Raw genomic sequence first — 17,546 nt, 5'->3', positions numbered from 1 at the left:
TCTCTGCCACGGGTTCACCCTATGTCGCCGTACCGGGGCCCAGCCGAGGTGCAACCAGCGGTAACTTCCCGCCGCGTAACCCCTACCGCTCGGTACGTACGTGTCCTACCCTCAATCGTGCCAGTGATTGCTGGCGCGGTTGAGCAAGGGTCCGAAGATTCGACGGTCGAGAACTCGGGAGGCGGCGGCATGGCCGAGCGCGAACACGAGCACGTACGGGTGGCGGTGATCGGATCGGGGTTCGGTGGTCTGGGGGCGGCCGTACGGCTGCGACGCCAGGGCATCACCGACTTCGTGGTCCTGGAGCGGGCCGGCTCGGTGGGCGGCACCTGGCGTGACAACAGTTATCCGGGATGCGCGTGTGATGTGCCCTCGCACCTGTACTCGTTCTCCTTCGCGCCCAACCCCGAGTGGCCGCGCAACTTCTCCGGGCAGCCGCACATCCGCGCGTACCTGGAGCGGGTCACCGACACCTTCGGCCTGCGGCCGCACCTCCGCTTCGACTCGGAGGTGCGCAGCCTGCGCTGGAACGGCGAGGAGCTGCACTGGGAGGTGGAGACGGCGAGCGGGGCGCTGACGGCGGACGTGGTCGTGTCGGCGACCGGGCCGCTGTCGGACCCGAAGGTGCCGGACGTGCCGGGGCTGGACTCGTTCCCGGGGAAGGTCTTCCACTCGGCGCGCTGGGACCATGACTACGACCTGCGCGGCAAGCGGGTCGCGATGATCGGTACGGGCGCCTCGGCGATCCAGATCGTGCCGTCCGTCCAGCCGACGGTCGACCGCCTCACCCTCTTCCAGCGCACCCCGGCCTGGGTGCTGCCGCGCGCCGACCGCAAGATCAGCGGCCTGGAACGCTGGCTGCACGCCAAGGTCCCGGCGACCCGGGCGGCGCGGCGCGGACTGCTGTGGGGCATCAGGGAGTTGCAGGTCAGCGCCTTCACCAAGCGCCCGAACGAGCTGGGCCTGATCGAGGGCCTGGCCAAGGGCCACATGAAGCGGGCGGTGAAGGACCCGGCGTTGAGGGCGAAACTCACGCCGGACTACCGGATCGGGTGCAAGCGGATCCTGCTGTCGAACACGTACTACCCGGCGCTCACGCAGCCGAACGTGGACGTGGTGGCGAGCGGGCTGAAGGAGGTGCGGGGGAACGTACTGGTCGCCTCGGACGGTACGGAGACGGAGGCCGACGCGATCGTCTTCGGTACGGGCTTCCACGTGACGGACATGCCGATCGCGCACCGCGTCACCGGCGCCAACGGCACGACGCTCGCCGAGGAGTGGAAGGACGGGATGGAGTCGCTGCGTGGTGCGGCGGCGGCCGGGTTCCCCAACTTCCTGACGATCATCGGGCCCAACACGGGCCTCGGGAACAGCTCGATGATTCTGATGATCGAGTCGCAGCTGAACTATCTCGTGGACTTCATGCGGCAGTTGGACGTGCTGGGCGGGAAGATCGCACTGAACGCCCGGCCCTCGGCCGTGCACGCCTGGACGCGCGGCATCCAGAAGCGGATGGAACGCACCGTGTGGACCACCGGCGGCTGCGACAGCTGGTACCTGGACTCCAACGGCCGCAACACGACCGCCTGGCCCGGTACGACCGCCGAGTTCCGCAAGCTGACGCGGGAGGTGGACCTCGCCGAGTACGAGGTGCTGCGCGTCCCGGCGACTCGTGCGGGCCGGCGGCCGGAGCAGGCCGCGAAGGCGGTGGCGTGATGCCGGTGACGCCCATGACCCACGGCCGGTACGCGCCGCCCGCACCGCGCCGGGAGCTGACCGCGGCCTCGGCCGACGGCTCCCGGCTGCATGTTCAGATCCACGGGCCGGACACCCCGGGGCTGCCCGCCGTCGTGCTGTCGCACGGCTGGACCTGCTCGACCGCGTTCTGGGCCCCGGTCGTACGGGACCTGGCCGCCCACCACAAAGTGGTGCTGTACGACCAGCGGGGACACGGCCGTACCCCGGCGGTGGGCCCGGCCGTCGGCCCGCGCGGCTACAGCACCACCGCGCTCGCCGACGACCTGGCAGCCGTCCTCCAGGCGGCGCTGGAGCCGGGCGAGCGGGCCGTGCTGGCCGGCCACTCCATGGGCGGCATGACCATGATGGCGTCCGCCGAACGTCCGGAGTTCCGGGAGCGGGCCGCCGCCGTCCTGCTGTGCAGCACCGGCAGCGCCAGTCTGACGGCGGAGTCCCTGGTGATCCCCCTGCGCTCGCCGGGCGGGCGGCGTATCGCGCACCAGGTCGTCCTCGGGTCGCGGGCGCCGCTCGGGCCGGTCACCGCGCTCGCCAAGCGCATCCTGAAGTACGCCACGATGGGGCCGGCCGCCACCCCCGAGCAGGTGGAGGCGTGCGCGCGCATCGTGCACGCCTGTCCGGTGGGCGTGCGGTCGAAGTGGGGCAAGGTCCTCGCGGGACTGGACCTGACCGGGGGCGCGGCACGGCTGGAGGTGCCGACCGCGGTCATCGCGGGCACCGCCGACCGGCTCACCCCGATCGTGCACTCCCGGCGGCTGGCCTCCGTACTGCCGCACTTCCTGGGACTGACCGAACTGCCGGGCGCCGGGCACATGACGCCCATCGAAGAGCCGGACGCGGTCATCGGCCGCATCCGGGAACTGGTACGGGACCACCTCCCGGGCCAGGGGACGACGACCACCGTGGCGAAGGAGCAGACCGCATGAGCGCACGCAGGAGCCTGGAGGGGCAGGTCGCCGTCGTCACCGGGGCGGCCCGCGGGGTCGGCGAACTCCTCGCCCGCAAACTGTCCGCGCGCGGCGCCACGCTCGCGCTGGTCGGCCTGGAGCCGGAGGAACTGGCGCGCGTCGCCGCCTCGTTGCACGGCGAGGCGGCGCACTGGCACGCCGATGTCACCGACCACGAGGCGATGGCCGAGGTGGCGCGCGAGGTCAAGGCGCGTTTCGGCAAGGTGGACATCGTGGTCGCCAACGCCGGGGTGGCCACCGGCGGCCCGTTCGTGGACTCCGACCCGGTGGCCTGGCGACGGGTCATCGAGGTCAACCTCATCGGCGGGGCGGTCACGGGGCGGGCGTTCCTGCCGGTCCTCATGGAGTCCCGCGGCTACTTCCTCCAGATCGCCTCGCTCGCCGCCATCACCCCGGCGCCGATGATGACCGCGTACTGCGCCTCCAAGTCCGGCGTCGAGGCGTTCGCGCACAGCCTGCGCGCCGAGGTCGGCTACAAGGGCGTACGGGTCGGGGTCGGTTACCTGAGCTGGACCGACACGGACATGGTGCGGGGCGCCGATTCGGACGACGTGATGCGTGAACTGCGGCAGCGGCTGCCCTGGCCGTCGAACAAGACGTACCCGCTGAGCCCGGCCGTCGACCGGATCGTGGCGGGCATCGAGCGCCGCTCCGCGCATGTGTACGGGCAGTGGTGGCTGCGCGGGATGCAGTCGGTGCGCGGTTATCTGCCGTCCGTCATCGGGTCGGTGGGGCAGCGCGAGATGCGCCGCTTCGGTGACCGGCTGGAGGGGATGCGGGTGGGCCTGGTGGGTGCGGGCGGCGAGGCGGACGAGAAGGTGCGCGCGAACCGCTGAGAAAGGTGTCTGGCGCCGCCAATTGATCGAAATGCGAGGTGTGTCGGTGCGTGCGAGTCTGGTCGGGGCCCACCCCCGACCACCCCACCAGGAGTGCACAGCATGGGCATCAAGGGCCAGTTCGAGGACAAGAGGCGGCAGCTCCGGAAGAAGGCGGAGGAGCGCGGACAGCAGGGCCGGGACGAGGCGAGCGGACGGGCCCAGCGGGCCCGCGAGGAGGCCCGTGACCGCGAGGAGCAGGGCCGTCAGCAGGTCGCGGACGCCGAGCGGGGCCCCCGGGGTACCTTCAAGGGCTGACCGCGGCTGACCGCGCGTCCCGCACACCGCACGCATGACATGAGGGGTGCACCCGTACCAGCGGGTGCACCCCTCAACGCATGCCGGATCAGCGCTACTTGACGACCTTCAGCGACGTCGGCCAGCCGTGCCGCCGCGCCTCCGCGAACAGGTTCTTGATGTCCGCCGGGGCCAGCTTCACACAGCCCAGCGAGCGGTAGTCCACGTCCCCGTCCCAGCGGTACGGGCTGTCGCGGCCCGGCACCGCGATGCCCTGGGCGCCGTCCGACCGCATCTCGCTGTGCAGGAACAACGCGGTGCGCTGGGTGCGGCCGTCCCGGCACACCTTGTCCGCGACATGGATCGCGTAGCCGTTGATGCCGTCGCGCCCGCCCTTCTTGCCCGTGGTGTGCGAGAGCACCCGGTACGTGCCGTCCGGCAGCCAGCCCTTGTTCCGTACGCACTCGTCGCGGCCCGCCGTGCCGCCCTGGCCGGACCCGGCGCGGTACTCGGCCAGCATCTTGCCGGTGCCGGACTGCACCAGGCGCACCCGGGAGGCGGCCGGGTCGCGCTGGTTCTTCTCGAAGACGAGGCGGGTGGCGCCCGCCCGGCCGGGCGGGGCGGCGGCGTGGGCCGGCGGCGTGGCGGTGGCGAGCCCGGCCGTCAACACTGTGGTGACGGTCAGTGACGCTCTGCGTATGTGGGTTCCCATGCAGATGCTCCTGTCGGTGTGCGGTGTCGCTCCTGTCTCCGGCCGGTCCCCGGGGCGGCCGTCAGCCGCTGCGCGGCGGCAGTGCGGGGCGTCGTCGGTCCGGTACGTCGGACAGGTCCGGCGGCGTCGCGGCGGGGTGGCGTTCCAGCAGGTCCAGCGCGGTACGGACGGCGACACCGAGCTGCGGGTGGCGGCCCTCCGCCCAGTCCAGCGGGGAGCGCGGCGCCTCGATGTCCGGTGCCACGCCGTGGTTCTCCACGCCCCAGCCGTAGGCCTCGAACCAGGCGGCGTTCATCGGCACCGTGATGTACGTGCCGTCGCCCAGCCGGTGCCGCCCGGTCATCCCGACCACGCCGCCCCAGGTGCGCAGGCCCACGACCGGGCCGATGCCCTGCAGTTTGAACGCGGCGGTGATCATGTCGCCGTCGGAGGAGGTCATCTCGTCGGCGACCGCGACGACCGGACCGCGCGGCGCGTTGCTCGCGTAACTGACCGGCTGGGCGTCGCGGGTCAGGTCCCAGCCGACGATGGTGCGGGTCAGCTTCTCGACGACCAGCTCGGAGATGTTGCCGCCGGCGTTGCCCCGTACGTCCACGATCAGCGCGGGCCGGGAGACCTCCATGCGCAGGTCGCGGTTGAACTGCGCCCAGCCGGAGCCGCCCATGTCGGGGATGTGCAGATAGCCGCACCGGCCGTCGCTCAGCTCCCGTACGACCTCGCGGCGCTTGGCCACCCAGTCCTGGTAGCGCAGCGGCCGCTCGTCGATCAGCGGGACCACCGCGACCCGCCGCGACGGGCCGCCGCCCTCGGGCGCGAAGGTCAGCTCGACGGTGGTGCCGCCGGCCGCGGCCAGCAGCGGGGAGGGGCCCGCGACGGGGTCGACCCGGCGGCCGTCCACGTGGGTCAGCGCGGCGCCCTCGCGGATGCCCGTACCGGCCAGCGGCGAGCGGGCGCGGGAGTCGGAGGAGTCGCCGGGCAGGATGCGCCCGACCACCCAGTACCCGTCGCGGAAGACGAGGTTGGCGCCGAGCAGGCCGATCGCGCGCTGGTAGTGCGGCGGTCCCTCGTTGCGCTTGCCGGCCGTGACGTACGCGTGCGACGTGCCCAGCTCGCCCAGCACCTCGCGCATCAGGTCGGCGAACTCGTCGGGGGAGGCGACCCGTTCGACCAGCGGCCGGTACTGCTCCAGCACCGCCTCCCAGCCGACGCCGCACAGCCCGGGGTCCCAGAAGTACGCGCGGATGATCCGGCCCGCCTCGTCGTACGCCTGGCGCCACTCGGCGGGCGGATCCACGTCGTGCAGGATGCGCCGCGGGTCCAGGTGGACGGTCGAGTCGGCGTCCGGCGGCTCGGTCGCGGGCACCGCCCGCAGATCGCCCTCGTCGTTGACGACCAGCCGGGTGCCGTCGCCGCTGAGCGCGTACGAGTCGATGGCGCCGGTCAGTTCGGTGCGCTTGGCCTTGACCAGGTCGAAGTGTTCCAGCGTGGGCTGGCCCGAGGTGTTGTCGGGGTTGGCGAACGTCTCGCCGAGCGCGCCGGAGATCGGCCAGCGCAGCCAGACCAGCCCGCCGCCCGCGACCGGGCGCAGCGCCGAGTACTTCGACGCCGAGACCGGGAACGGCGTCACCCGGCTCGCCAGACCCTCCACCTCCACCAGTGCCGTGCCCTCGGCCGTCACCGGTGCCTCCGCCGGGTCCAGGCCGCCCGCCGCGGGACGCCCGTCGGCGGACAGCTGGAAGGGGGAGGGGGTCGCGGAGGACAGCGGTACGAGGTAGGGGCGGCAACCGAGCGGGAAGGACAGGTCGCCGGTGTGCACGTCGTAGACCGGGTCGAAGCCGCGCCAGGACAGGAACGCGAGATAGCGGCCGTCGCGGGTGAAGACCGGCTGCTCGTCCTCGAAGCGGCCGTTGGTGACGTCCACGACGGTGCTGGCGGCCTCCGCGCCGTCCCCGGAGCCGTTGCCGGTGAGCCGGGCGATCTTGATGCTGCGCAGCGCCCGGCCGATGCCCGGGTGGGACCAGGTCAGCCAGCCGGAGTCGGGGGAGAAGGCCAGGTCGCGTACGGGGCCGTTGACGGACCTGATCAGCTCGGTGACCCGGCCCTCGCCGTCCCCGTCGGCCGAGACGTCGACGAGCAGCAGCCGCCCGTCGTGCGCGGCCACCGCCAGCCGTTCACCGTCCGGTGCGGCGACCAGCTCGTGGACGCGGCCGAGCCGGCCGGCAGCGAGGCGGTGCGGCTCGCGCGGGATACCGGCCTTGGGCAGGTCGGCGATCTCGATGGCGTCGTCGCCCTCGGCGGAGGTGACGTAGGCGATCCGGCCGGTGGAGCCGAGCATCTCGGGCAGCCGGACGCGGACGCCCGGCTCGTCGTGGATGGTGCGGGCCGGGCCGTCGCGGTGGGTGAGCCAGTACAGGCTGCCGCGGACGCCGACGGCGCTGGCCCGCCCGGTGGTGTCCACGGCCAGGGAGGTGATGTGCGAACCGGCCGGGACCTGGTACGTACGGCGTCCGGCGCGCGGGCCGCCCAGGCGCAGGTGGAGGCGGCGCGGTGTGCCGCTCGGGCTCAGGTCGTCGACCAGCCACAGGTCGCCGCCGCACTGGTAGACGATGCGCTGCCCGTCGGTGGCGGCGTGCCGGGCGTAGAAATCGGTGTGGTCGGTGTGCCGCCGCAGGTCCGAGCTGTCCGGCTTGCACGAGTAGACATTGGCGATGCCCTCGTGGTCGGAGAGGAACGCGATCCGGTCGCCGACGAACATCACCGCGTCCAGGTGGCCGTGCAGATCCGGCACGAGCCGGGTGCCGTGCAGCCACATCCGGCCCATCGCGCCGCCCCGGTAGCGCTTCCAGGAGGCGGGCTCGTGCGGCGGCTTGCCGGTCAGCAGCAGCGTCTTGCGGTCCACCGTGTCGTCGTGGCCGCCCCCGCTGCCCCCGCCGCTCTGGGGGCCGCCGTCGCCGACGTGCCCGTACGGATGGCCGTCGCCCGCCATCCGGTGCCCGTCCGCGGCGAAGTCGGCGACCGCGATGTCGGAGACCGGCCCCCAGGGCAGCCGGCCGCCGGGGCTGCCGTCGGTGGGGACGCTGTAGGCCCAGGAGTAGTACGAGAAGGGCTGGCCGTGCGAGGAGACGGCCAGGATGTGGCCGTCCGGGGTCCAGCCGCAGACCCGGGCGTCGGTGCTCCCCCAATAGGTGAGGCGGCGGGCCGGGCCGCCCTCCACCGGGGCGAGGTGGATCTCCGGGTCGAGGCTGCGCCAGGTGGTGAAGGCGATGTGTCCGCCGTCCGGGGAGAACCGCGGGTGGCTGATCCGGGTGCGGTCCACCGTCAGCCGCCAGGCCCGCGGCGCATCGCCGCCCTCGGTCGTCAGCGGTGCCGCCCAGAGGTCGTCCTCGGCGGCGAAACACAGCATCTCGCCGTGGAGATGCGGGAACCGGAGATACGCGCCGTCACTCACGCCCCCATGTTTTCGGCGCGGGCGGAGCGTGGCAACTCGGCCGCGGGCCGTGCTCCCGTGACACACACCACCATCGAAACGTTTCCGTTTCGCTTCGGCCGGGGGTACGGTCGATCCGTACGAAGCTGTACGAAACCGTTTCGTTCACATGGGAATCCGAGGAGGTGCGCCGCGATGGGCCGCAGCCGGCTGACCCCCGAGCGCGAGGCGGAGCTGTACACGGCCGTGCTCGACCTGCTCCGCGAAGTCGGTTACGACGCCCTGACCATGGACGCCGTCGCCACCCGCACCCGCGCCAGCAAGGCCACCCTCTACCGCCAGTGGCAGGGCAAGCCCGAACTGGTCGCCAAGGCGCTGGACCACCACAAGCCCGTCCGGATCGCGGACATCGACACCGGCAGCCTCCGCGGCGACCTGCATGCGATGGTCGCCAGCGATGACGACTGCCGGATGGAACAGGACTCCGCGCTGATCCGGGGCCTGGCGCAGGCCGCGCACGACAACCCGGACCTCCACCGGGCGCTGCGTGAGCTGCTCATCGGGCCCGAGATCAACGGACTGGACGCGATGCTCGCGCGCGCCGTCGAACGCGGCGAGATCCCCGCCGACCGCCCCGCGCTCGGCTATGTCCCGCACATGATGATCGGCGCCTTCGTCGCCCAGCAGCTCATCGAGGACCGGCCCCCGAACCGCGCCTTCCTCATCGATTACGTCGACGCCGTGGTCCTCCCCGCCCTCGGCGTCTGACCGGGCCCGGCCGCCCCCCCCAGGCCGGGCCCCGTTGCCACAACTCCCCATAACTCCCCCCTCAAACGGCAGCACTCGACGCGCCGCTCTCGTCGTCGGGCCGGCTCCGTACGCCCTTGTACGTCCCACATCCCGACGGGAGCACCCCTTCTCGTGGCTACATTCCTTTACAAACTCGGACGGTTCGCCTTCCGGCGACGCCGCTTCGTCGCCCTCATATGGGTGGCGCTGCTGGCCGTCGCCGGAGTCGGCGCCGCCACCGCGTCCTCGCCCGCCGCCGACTCCTTCTCCGTACCGGGCACGGAGTCGCAGAAGACCTTCGACCTGCTGGGCGAGCGCTTCCCCGGCACCAAGGCGGACGGCGCCACCGCGCGCGTGGTCTTCAAGGCGCCCGACGGGCAGCAGGTCACCGCGCCCGCGCAGAAGCAGGCCGTCGGGAAGGTCGTCGGGGAGCTGAAGTCCTCCTCGCCGCAGGTCGCCTCGGTCTCCGACCCGTACCTGGCCAAGGGGGTGGCCCAGAACGGCAAGATCGCCTATGCGCAGGTCACCTACAAGGTCTCCGGCTTCGAGCTGAAGGACGACGCGCGCGACGCGCTCAAGGAAGCGGCCCAGCACGGCCGGGACGCCGGGCTGACCGTCGAGATCGGCGGCAACGCGCTCCAGGCGATGCCGGAGACCGGCGCCACCGAGGTCATCGGCATCGTCATCTCCGCCATCGTCCTCGTCATTACCTTCGGCGCGCTGATAGCCGCCGGCCTGCCGCTGCTGACCGCGCTGATCGGCGTGGGCATCGGCGTCGCGTCGATCACCGCGCTCGGCAGCGTGCTGGACCTGTCGAGTACGACGTCCACCCTCGCCATGATGATCGGCCTCGCCGTCGGCATCGACTACGCGCTGTTCATCGTCTCCCGCTACCGCTCCGAACTGGCTGAGGGCCGCGAGCGGGAAGAGGCCGCCGGGCGCGCGGCCGGAACCGCCGGGTCCGCGGTGGTCTTCGCCGGACTGACCGTCGTCATCGCCCTGGTGGGCCTGTCGGTGGTCAACATCCCGATGCTCACCAAGATGGGCATCGCGGCGGCCGGCACCGTCGTCATCGCCGTACTCGTCGCCCTGACCCTGATCCCCGCGCTGCTCGGCTTCGCGGGCAAGCGGGTACTGAGCCGCAAGGCCCGCAAGGGCGCCACCGCCCCCGGGGAGGCCGAGGGCGGCAAGCCCAACATGGGCACCCGCTGGGCGCGCTTCGTACTGCGGCGCCCGGTCGCCGTGCTGCTCGCCGGAGTCGTCGGCCTGGGCGTCATCGCCGTACCCGCCGCCTCGCTGGAGATGGGCCTGCCGGACGACGGCGCCCAGCCCGCCAGCACCACCCAGCGCAAGGCGTACGACCTGCTCTCCGACGGCTTCGGACCGGGCTTCAACGGGCCGCTGATGCTGGTCGTGGACGGGCAGGGCGGCAAGGACCCGAAGGCGGCGGCCGCACGGGTCGCCACCACCGTCGCCAAGCTCGACGGCGTCGCGGCCGTCACCCCGCCGACCTTCAACCAGGCCGGGGACACCGCGATGCTCAGCGTCGTACCGAAGTCCAAGCCGAGCAGCACCGAGACCGAGGACCTGGTCCACGAGATCCGCGGCAAGGCGGGCGACGCGGCACGGGACGCCGACGCGCGGGCGCTGGTCACCGGAACCACCGCGATGAACATCGACGTCTCCGAGAAGCTCAACGACGCCCTGCTGCCCTACCTGGCGCTGGTGGTCGGCCTGGCCTTCCTGCTGCTCATGGTGGTCTTCCGGTCCGTCCTGGTGCCCCTGAAGGCCGCGCTCGGCTTCCTGCTCTCGGTCGTCGCGGCGCTCGGCGCGGTGGTCGCGGTCTTCCAGTGGGGCTGGCTGGCGGACCTGTTCGGTGTCGAGCAGACCGGCCCGGTCATGAGCATGATGCCGATCTTCATGGTGGGCGTGGTCTTCGGACTCGCCATGGACTACGAGGTCTTCCTCGTCACGCGGATGCGCGAGGCGTTCGTCCACGGGGAGCGCCCCGGGCAGGCGGTCGTCACCGGCTTCCGGCACGGCGCGCGGGTGGTCACCGCCGCCGCGGTCATCATGATCTCGGTCTTCGCGGGCTTCATCGGCTCCTCCGAATCCATGATCAAGATGATCGGCTTCGGACTCGCCGTCGCCGTCTTCTTCGACGCGTTCGTGGTCCGCATGGCCCTCGTCCCCGCCGTCCTCGCCCTCCTCGGACGCGCGGCGTGGTGGCTGCCCAAGTGGCTCCAGCGGGCCCTGCCCGACGTCGACGTCGAAGGCGAACAGCTCCAGAAGCACCTCGCACCCGAACCGGCCGGGAAGCCGGAACTCACCAAGGTGTGACGACCGAGGTGTGACCAGCCCCGGGGCGGCCGTGTGAGCGGCGCGTCCGCCCCGGTCCGCGCCGCCCCGTGGGGACGGGGCGCGGCGCGGCCAGGCCCGGCGACGGACTCCGTGGGGACGGGGCCCGTCGCCGGGCCTTGTCGTACGCCGGTGTCCCGGCCGCCTCAGGCGGTGCGCCCGGCCGGTCCCGGTGCCGCGTACACCGCCTCGACCAGCGCGACGTTGCGGGTGTCGCCGCCCGTCGTGCCGCCGCCGAACTTGTTCATCGCGTACGCGTACGACAGCCGGTTCTCCGGGTCGGCGAAGGCGAGGGAACCGCCCGCGCCGCCATGGCCGAACGCGGCCCTGTTGGGGCCGAGGAAGCCGCCGCTGTTGAGCATGTAACCGGCGGCCCAGGTGAACGGCAGGGCGCCGTCCGGCACGATGGCGCCGAGCACCACGTCCGGCTCGCCGGGGCGGCCCTGCGGCTCCCGCAGGGCGGCGAGGGTGCCGGGGCCGACCAGTTCGCCGCACGCCAGCGCGCCGTAGACCGCCGCCAGGCCCCGGGCGGTGGCGTTGCCGTTGGCGGCGGGTATCTCGGCGGAGCGGCAGGCGGCGCTGTTCACGTCGCCCAGGGGGAGGTGCCCCATGGCGAGCGCCATCGGGGCGAACGGGTGGGCGTCCAGCGACCGTACGGGCCCCTCCGGCAGCCCCGGGAACGCGCCGCTGAGGGTGCCGCCGCCGTCCGGGCCGATCAGCCGGGCGCAGCGGCCGTGCTCCGAGGCGGGGGTGCCGATGTAGAGGTCGGCGCCGAGCGGTTCGGTGATCTCCGTACGCAGGAAGGCGCCGAGCGGGACACCGGTGATACGGCGGACGACCTCGCCGACCAGGAAGCCGAAACTGACGGCGTGGTAGCCCTGCGCGGTGCCCGGCTGCCACCAGGGCTCGGTGGCGGCCAGGACGGCGCAGGTCTTCTCCCAGTCGTACACGTCCTCGGGCCGCAGGCGCTCCCGCGGGCCGAGGAGGCCCACACGGTGCGAGAGCAGCCAGCGCACCGGTACCTCGCCCTTGCCGGCCTGCGCGAACTCGGGCCAGTAGCGGGAAACGGGCGCGTCCAGGTCCAACTCGCCGCGGTCGGCGAGCAGATGGGCGCACAGGGCGGTCATGCCCTTGGTCGTCGAGTAGACGTTGACGAGGGTGTCGCGCTCCCACGGGCGGGTGCCGTCGGCGTCGGCGTGCCCGCCCCACAGGTCGACGACGGTCTCGCCGTCCAGGGTCACCGCGAGCGACGCGCCCACCTCGCCGCGGCCGGCGAAGTTGCGTTCGAACTCGGCCCGTACGTTCTCGAACTCGGGGGCACAGGTGCCCTGAACGGCTGCGGTCACGGTCGACGGCTCCTCCCGCGGGCTAAATGGTTGCCTTGGCAACCTAACCTCGGGCCGTTGCCCCGTCCAGGACGCCCCCGGACACTTGGACGGCCGTGGCGCGTACCCGCCCTCAGACCGCCGTCCGCTCCCGGTGCGACGAGTCCTCGTCCAGCAGCCGCGCCGCCATGTTGTCCAGCGCCCGCGCCAGGCGGGCCCGGTCCTCGGGGTCCTCCGCGGTCCAGCCCTCCAGCCGCTCGTCCAGCCACTCGCGCCAGGCGACGATCAGCCGGTCGATCTCGTGGCGGCCCGCCTCGGTCGGCACCAGCCGGCCGCCGTCCTCCTGCCGCGCGTACCCGCCGGACACCACCCGCGTGAAGACCGGCTCCAGCACCTCGTCCGGCATCCGGTGCGCCTGCGCGACGGCCGCCAGCGACGTCTCGCCGTGGATACGGGTGCGCCAGTGAATCTGGCCCAGCGCCCACGCCTGGCCGGGCGTCAGCGGGCTGCCGGACGCGGCCAGCACCTCCAGGCTCACCGGCCCCTCCGCCTTGCGCATCGTCCGCGCCACCGCACGCTCCAACTGCTGGTCGGAGTCGGTGGAGTCGGGTGCGGCGAAGCCCTCGCCGAGGTCACCGGCGGCGGCCCGTGCGCTGTCGCGCAGTGGTACTTCCTTGAGGAACCACGCCACCACGAACCCGGCCAGCGCGACCGGCACCACCCACTGGAAGACGTGGTTGACGGTGTCCGCGTAGGCGTCGATCACCGGCCTGGCCTGCGCGGTGGGCAGCCGGTGCAGTGCCTGCGGGCTGGCCGCTGCCTCCGGTGGCACGCCCGGGGACTTCGCCAGCGCCGCCTTGAGGTTGGGGTCCAGGCGGTTGCTGTAGAGCGTGCCGAAGACGGCCGTGCCGAAGGACGAGCCGAGGGTACGGAAGAAGGTCACGCCGGAGGTCGCCGAGCCCAGCTCGTGGTAGTTGACCGTGTTCTGCACGGCGATGGTCAGCACCTGCATCGCCAGGCCGATGCCGAGGCCCAGCACGAACATGTACAGCGATTCGAGCCAGACACCGGTGTCCGCGCCCATCGTCGACATCAGGTACAGGCCGAGCGCCATCACCCCCGTACCGGCGATCGGGAAGAGCCGGTAGCGGCCGGTGCGGCTGACGACGACGCCGGAGAGCATGGAGGTGCCGAGCAGCCCGGCGACCATCGGGAGTGTCCGGACGCCTGACATCGTCGCCGAGACGCCGTCGACGAACTGGAGATACGTCGGCAGGTACGTCATCGCGCCGAGCATCGCGAAACCGACGATGAAGCTGAGCACCGAGCAGACGGTGAAGACCGGATTGCGGAACAGGTGCATGGGGAGCATGGGCTCCTTGGCCCGCAGCTCCACGAAGACGAAGGCCGCCAGCAGCACCGCCGAGCCGACGAACAGGCCGATGGTGACGGGTGAGCTCCACGCGTACTCGTTGCCGCCCCACTCCAGGCCCAGCACCAGGCCGGAGGCGCCCAGCGCGACCAGCACGATGCCGATGTAGTCGATCACCGGGCGGACCGCGGCCCGTACGACCGGGACCGTACGCGCCGCCATGACGACCATGACGATCGCGATGGGGATGTTGACGTAGAAGCACCAGCGCCAGGAGGCGTGGTCGGTGAACAGGCCGCCCAGCGTGGGCCCGACGACCGTCGTCACACCGAAGACGGCGCCCAGCGCGCCCTGGTACTTGCCGCGTTCGCGCAGCGGGATGACATCCGCGATCAGCGCCATCGCCGTCACCATCAGCCCGCCGCCGCCGATGCCCTGCACCGCGCGGGCCGCGACCAGCATCAGCATCGAGGCCGAGGCGCCGGCCAGGATCGAGCCCGCGACGAAGACCACCGCGCTGACCTGGAAGATGACTTTCCGGCCGAAGAGGTCGCCGAACTTGCCGACCAGCACCGTCGAGACGGTCTCCGCCAGCAGGTAGGCCGTCACCACCCACGCCATGTGCCCGCCGCCGCCCAGGTCCGCCACGATCGTGGGCAGCGCCGTGGACACGATCGTCTGGTCCAGGGCGGCCAGCAGCATGCCGAGCACGATCGTGGTGAAGACCAGGTTGGTACGGCGGCGGCTGAGCGCGGGCGGAGCGCTGCGCGCTTCGGGGGCGGAGGCTTGCGCGGCGGCCGTGGTCATGGATCAAGCCTTTGCGCCATTGCCCCGCTTCGCCACCTTTTGCTGCTGCGGGGGTGACGCGCCGTTGCCGTTTCGCGCCCCGAGCGCTCTTGCGACCCGTTTGCAGTACGGCCACGATGAAGGGATTGCGCGGCTGAGCGGAGACCCTCATGCACGTACCCGACGGATTCATCGACGCCCCCGTATCGGCCGCCACCGGCGTCCTCGCCGCTGCCGCCGTGGCCGTCAGCCTGCGCGGCGCCCGCCGCGAACTGGGCGGCTCCGGGACCGGCGCGTTCGGCGCCGAACGCACCGCACCTCTCGCCGGCCTCGTCGCCGCCTTCATCTTCGCCGTCCAGATGCTCAACTTCCCCGTCGCCGCCGGAACCAGCGGTCACCTGCTCGGCGGCGCGCTGGCCGCCATCCTCGTCGGCCCGTACACCGGCGTGCTCTGCGTCTCCGTCGTCCTGCTCATGCAGGCCGTGCTCTTCGCGGACGGTGGGCTGACCGCGCTCGGTGTGAACATCACCGACATGGCGGTGGTGACCGTCCTCGTCGCGTACGGGATCTTCCGCGGCCTGGTGAAGGTGCTGCCGCGCGGCCGCCGCACGGTGACGGCCGCCGCCTTCGCGGCCGCCGTGGTGTCCGTACCGGCCGCCGCCGTCGCCTTCACCGGCCTGTACGCGCTGGGCGGCACCACCGATGTGCCGATCGGTACCGTCTTCGCCGCGATGACCGGCGTGCACCTCCTCATCGGCATCGGCGAGGCCGCCATCACCGCGCTGACCGTCGGCGCGGTCCTCGCCGTGCGCCCCGACCTCGTGTACGGGGCGCGCGGGCTGGCCAAGCCGCTCCAGCTGCGGACTTCCCCCTTGGCCGGACCCGCGGCGGAAGCGGGGGAGCGGGAGCCGGGACCGGCGGAGGCGGCCGGGCCCGGCGCCCGGCGCTCCACCCGCCGTGTATGGCTGGCCGGCGTCGCCGTCGCGCTCGTCTGCGCGGGCGGCGTCAGTTACTACGCCTCCACCAGCCCGGACGGCCTGGAGAAGGTCGCCCAGGACCAGGGCATCGACGCCAAGGCCGATGAGCACGCCGCGAAGGACTCGCCGCTGGCCGACTACAGCGTCAAGGACATCGCGAATCCCCGGGCCTCCGGCGGGCTCGCCGGGGTGATCGGCGTGGGCGCGACGCTCGCCGCCGGCACCGGCGTCTTCGTCGTCGTACGGCGCCGCCGCGGCGCGGCCCGGGACGCCACCGGGACGGACGCCGCTGCCGCGGCCGGGGCCGACACGGCCGCCGGGGACACCCCGGCGCCCCCGCGGCACACCCCGGAATCGGCCTGACATGGGCTCCGGGCACGCCCACAAGCTCTACCGGCACGGGCACTCGCCGGTGCACGCCCTGCCACCGCACTGCAAGATCGCGGCGGTGCTCTGCTTCGTCCTGGCCGTCGTCGCCACCCCGCGCACCGCCGTCTGGACGTTCGCCCTGTACGCGCTGCTGCTCGCCGCGGTCGCGGCGGCGGCCCGGGTGCCCGCCGCCTTCCTGCTCAAGCGGCTGCTCATCGAGGTGCCGTTCGTGGCCTTCGCCGTCCTGATGCCGTTCGTCGCCACCGGGCCGCGCGTCCGCATCCTGGGGACGGCACTGAGCGAGCCCGGTCTCTGGGGCGCCTGGAACATCCTCGCCAAGGGCACCCTGGGCGTCGCCGCCTCCGTCCTGCTCGCCGCCACCACCGACCTGCGCGGCCTGCTGCTCGGCCTGCAACGGCTGCGGATGCCGCCGCTGCTCGTCCAGATCGCCTCCTTCATGATCCGCTACGGCGACGTCATCGCCGACGAGCTGCGGCGGATGCGCGTCGCCCGCCTCTCCCGCGGCTTCCAGGCGCGCGGGCCACGCCACTGGGGCGTCCTCGCCAAGTCCGCGGGCGCCCTGTTCATCCGCTCCTACGAGCGCGGCGAACGCGTCCACCTCGCCATGGTCAGCCGCGGCTACACCGGCACCCTGCCGGCACCGGACGCCGCCGCGGCCACCGGCGCCCAGTGGGTCCGCGCCGCCGCCCTGCCCGCCGCCGCCCTCGCCGTATGCCTGCTGGGATGGACTCTGTGAACGACCCCGTGACCCCACCCGTCACCACCGCACCCGTACCGCCCCGGGGAGCCTCCGCACCCTCCCTGGAGGTCGCCGGGCTCGCCTACGCCTACCCCGACGGACACCAGGCCCTCTACGGCGTCGACCTGACCGTCGCCCGCGGCGAGCGGGTCGCGCTGCTCGGCCCCAACGGCGCCGGCAAGACCACCCTCGTCCTGCACCTGAACGGCATCCTCACGCCCGGCGCCGGCACCGTCACGGTCGCCGGGCTGCCCGTCACCCGGCGCCACCTCGCCGAGATCCGCCGCCGCGTCGGCATCGTCTTCCAGGACCCCGACGACCAGCTGTTCATGCCCACCGTCCGCGAGGACGTCGCCTTCGGGCCCGCCGCGGCCGGGCTGCGCGGCGCCGGACTGGCGGCCCGGGTCACCGAGGCCCTCGGCCGCGTCGGCATGGCGGAGTACGCCGACCGCCCGCCGCACCACCTCTCCTTCGGGCAGCGCCGCCGCGTCGCGGTCGCCACCGTCCTCGCGATGCGCCCCGAGATCCTCGTACTGGACGAGCCGTCCTCCAACCTCGACCCCGCCTCCCGCCGCGAACTCGCCGACATCCTGCGGGCGTTGGACGTGACGGTGCTGATGGTCACCCACGACCTGCCGTACGCGCTCGAACTGTGCCCGCGGTCCGTCGTGCTGTCCGGGGGCGTCATCACCGCCGACGGCCCCACCCAGGACCTGCTGGGCGACACGGAACTGATGACCGCGCACCGACTCGAACTGCCCTTCGGTTTCGATCCGCGCTCTGTGACGATCCCCACGCCCTGACGGCACCCCCGCACACCGCGTCCGGCACCGCCC

The 17,546-nt window shown here is 72.9% G+C and carries 13 protein-coding genes; 9 read left to right on the top strand and 4 right to left on the bottom strand.

The window, feature by feature from the left end:
• Nucleotides 1-189 precede the first annotated feature (189 nt).
• The 4 genes from ACZ53K_RS17490 (at nucleotide 190) to ACZ53K_RS17475 (ending at nucleotide 3,856) form a co-directional block, all read left to right on the top strand.
• The gene (locus ACZ53K_RS17490; RefSeq protein WP_468836891.1) at nucleotides 190-1,716 is read left to right on the top strand and encodes a flavin-containing monooxygenase; all 1,527 of its coding nucleotides are present in this window, start codon (nucleotides 190-192) and stop codon (nucleotides 1,714-1,716) included.
• Nucleotides 1,716-2,681, top strand: a complete 966-nt coding sequence (locus ACZ53K_RS17485) for an alpha/beta fold hydrolase (protein ID WP_468836889.1) — start codon at nucleotides 1,716-1,718, stop codon at nucleotides 2,679-2,681. Before ACZ53K_RS17490 ends, ACZ53K_RS17485 begins: the two co-directional genes overlap by 1 nt.
• A complete protein-coding gene (locus ACZ53K_RS17480) occupies nucleotides 2,678-3,559 on the top strand; it encodes an SDR family oxidoreductase (protein WP_468836887.1) in 882 nt (293 codons plus the stop codon). The genes ACZ53K_RS17485 and ACZ53K_RS17480 overlap by 4 nt, the downstream gene beginning before the upstream one ends.
• A 102-nt stretch (nucleotides 3,560-3,661) precedes the next feature.
• Complete coding sequence (locus ACZ53K_RS17475; RefSeq protein WP_468836885.1) at nucleotides 3,662-3,856, top strand: hypothetical protein; 195 nt, start codon at nucleotides 3,662-3,664, stop codon at nucleotides 3,854-3,856.
• A gap of 94 nt (nucleotides 3,857-3,950) precedes the next feature.
• On the opposite strand, the gene ACZ53K_RS17470 is transcribed toward ACZ53K_RS17475, so the two are convergent.
• Together ACZ53K_RS17470 and ACZ53K_RS17465 are read right to left on the bottom strand one after the other, a co-directional pair.
• Nucleotides 3,951-4,547 carry a hypothetical protein gene (locus tag ACZ53K_RS17470; protein WP_468836883.1) on the bottom strand — a complete coding sequence of 199 codons (597 nt, stop codon included), beginning with the start codon at nucleotides 4,545-4,547 and terminating at the stop codon, nucleotides 3,951-3,953.
• 61 nt (nucleotides 4,548-4,608) lie between these two features.
• Nucleotides 4,609-7,995 carry a S41 family peptidase gene (locus ACZ53K_RS17465; RefSeq protein WP_468836881.1) on the bottom strand — a complete coding sequence of 1,129 codons (3,387 nt, stop codon included), beginning with the start codon at nucleotides 7,993-7,995 and terminating at the stop codon, nucleotides 4,609-4,611.
• 174 nt (nucleotides 7,996-8,169) lie between these two features.
• On the opposite strand from ACZ53K_RS17465, the gene ACZ53K_RS17460 reads away from it, so the two are divergent.
• Nucleotides 8,170-8,742: a TetR/AcrR family transcriptional regulator gene (locus ACZ53K_RS17460; protein ID WP_468836879.1), complete on the top strand. Its 573-nt coding sequence runs from the start codon at nucleotides 8,170-8,172 to the stop codon at nucleotides 8,740-8,742.
• Between the two features lie 153 nt (nucleotides 8,743-8,895).
• Nucleotides 8,896-11,103, top strand: a complete 2,208-nt coding sequence (locus ACZ53K_RS17455; protein WP_468836877.1) for an MMPL family transporter — start codon at nucleotides 8,896-8,898, stop codon at nucleotides 11,101-11,103.
• Nucleotides 11,104-11,267: 164 nt separating this feature from the next.
• On the opposite strand, the gene ACZ53K_RS17450 is transcribed toward ACZ53K_RS17455, so the two are convergent.
• The gene (locus tag ACZ53K_RS17450) at nucleotides 11,268-12,467 is read right to left on the bottom strand and encodes a serine hydrolase domain-containing protein (protein WP_468836875.1); all 1,200 of its coding nucleotides are present in this window, start codon (nucleotides 12,465-12,467) and stop codon (nucleotides 11,268-11,270) included.
• 112 nt (nucleotides 12,468-12,579) lie between these two features.
• Nucleotides 12,580-14,625 carry an MDR family MFS transporter gene (locus tag ACZ53K_RS17445; protein WP_468836873.1) on the bottom strand — a complete coding sequence of 682 codons (2,046 nt, stop codon included), beginning with the start codon at nucleotides 14,623-14,625 and terminating at the stop codon, nucleotides 12,580-12,582.
• A gap of 149 nt (nucleotides 14,626-14,774) precedes the next feature.
• Here ACZ53K_RS17445 and ACZ53K_RS17440 point away from each other — a divergent pair, with 149 nt between their 5' ends.
• From ACZ53K_RS17440 to ACZ53K_RS17430, 3 genes are read left to right on the top strand one after another with little or no spacing between them, the layout of a single operon-like run.
• Nucleotides 14,775-15,944, top strand: coding sequence for an energy-coupling factor ABC transporter permease (locus ACZ53K_RS17440; RefSeq protein WP_468836871.1), 1,170 nt, complete (start codon nucleotides 14,775-14,777; stop codon nucleotides 15,942-15,944).
• Nucleotide 15,945: 1 nt separating this feature from the next.
• Entirely contained in the window at nucleotides 15,946-16,707 is a 762-nt protein-coding gene (gene cbiQ / locus ACZ53K_RS17435; protein ID WP_468836869.1) for a cobalt ECF transporter T component CbiQ, read from the top strand.
• On the top strand, nucleotides 16,695-17,513 hold the full coding sequence (locus ACZ53K_RS17430) for an energy-coupling factor ABC transporter ATP-binding protein (RefSeq protein ID WP_468836867.1): 819 nt from the start codon (nucleotides 16,695-16,697) through the stop codon (nucleotides 17,511-17,513). The genes cbiQ and ACZ53K_RS17430 overlap by 13 nt, the downstream gene beginning before the upstream one ends.
• The last annotated feature ends 33 nt before the right edge of the window (nucleotides 17,514-17,546 follow it).

The organism is Streptomyces sp. NPDC033221, assembly GCF_055577005.1.
The sequence above is the reverse complement of the archived record's forward strand: the minus strand, read 5'-3'. Positions and strand labels throughout refer to the sequence as shown.

What these genes read in the sequence shown, in the direction of transcription:
- ACZ53K_RS17490 (WP_468836891.1), top strand. Translation starts at nt 190, where the DNA reads ATGGCCGAGCGCGAACACGAGCACGTACGGGTGGCGGTGATCGGATCG.
- ACZ53K_RS17485 (WP_468836889.1), top strand. Translation starts at nt 1,716, where the DNA reads ATGCCGGTGACGCCCATGACCCACGGCCGGTACGCGCCGCCCGCACCG.
- ACZ53K_RS17480 (WP_468836887.1), top strand. Translation starts at nt 2,678, where the DNA reads ATGAGCGCACGCAGGAGCCTGGAGGGGCAGGTCGCCGTCGTCACCGGG.
- ACZ53K_RS17475 (WP_468836885.1), top strand. Translation starts at nt 3,662, where the DNA reads ATGGGCATCAAGGGCCAGTTCGAGGACAAGAGGCGGCAGCTCCGGAAG.
- ACZ53K_RS17470 (WP_468836883.1), bottom strand. Translation starts at nt 4,547, where the DNA reads ATGGGAACCCACATACGCAGAGCGTCACTGACCGTCACCACAGTGTTG.
- ACZ53K_RS17460 (WP_468836879.1), top strand. Translation starts at nt 8,170, where the DNA reads ATGGGCCGCAGCCGGCTGACCCCCGAGCGCGAGGCGGAGCTGTACACG.
- ACZ53K_RS17445 (WP_468836873.1), bottom strand. Translation starts at nt 14,625, where the DNA reads ATGACCACGGCCGCCGCGCAAGCCTCCGCCCCCGAAGCGCGCAGCGCT.
- ACZ53K_RS17440 (WP_468836871.1), top strand. Translation starts at nt 14,775, where the DNA reads ATGCACGTACCCGACGGATTCATCGACGCCCCCGTATCGGCCGCCACC.
- cbiQ (WP_468836869.1), top strand. Translation starts at nt 15,946, where the DNA reads ATGGGCTCCGGGCACGCCCACAAGCTCTACCGGCACGGGCACTCGCCG.
- ACZ53K_RS17430 (WP_468836867.1), top strand. Translation starts at nt 16,695, where the DNA reads ATGGACTCTGTGAACGACCCCGTGACCCCACCCGTCACCACCGCACCC.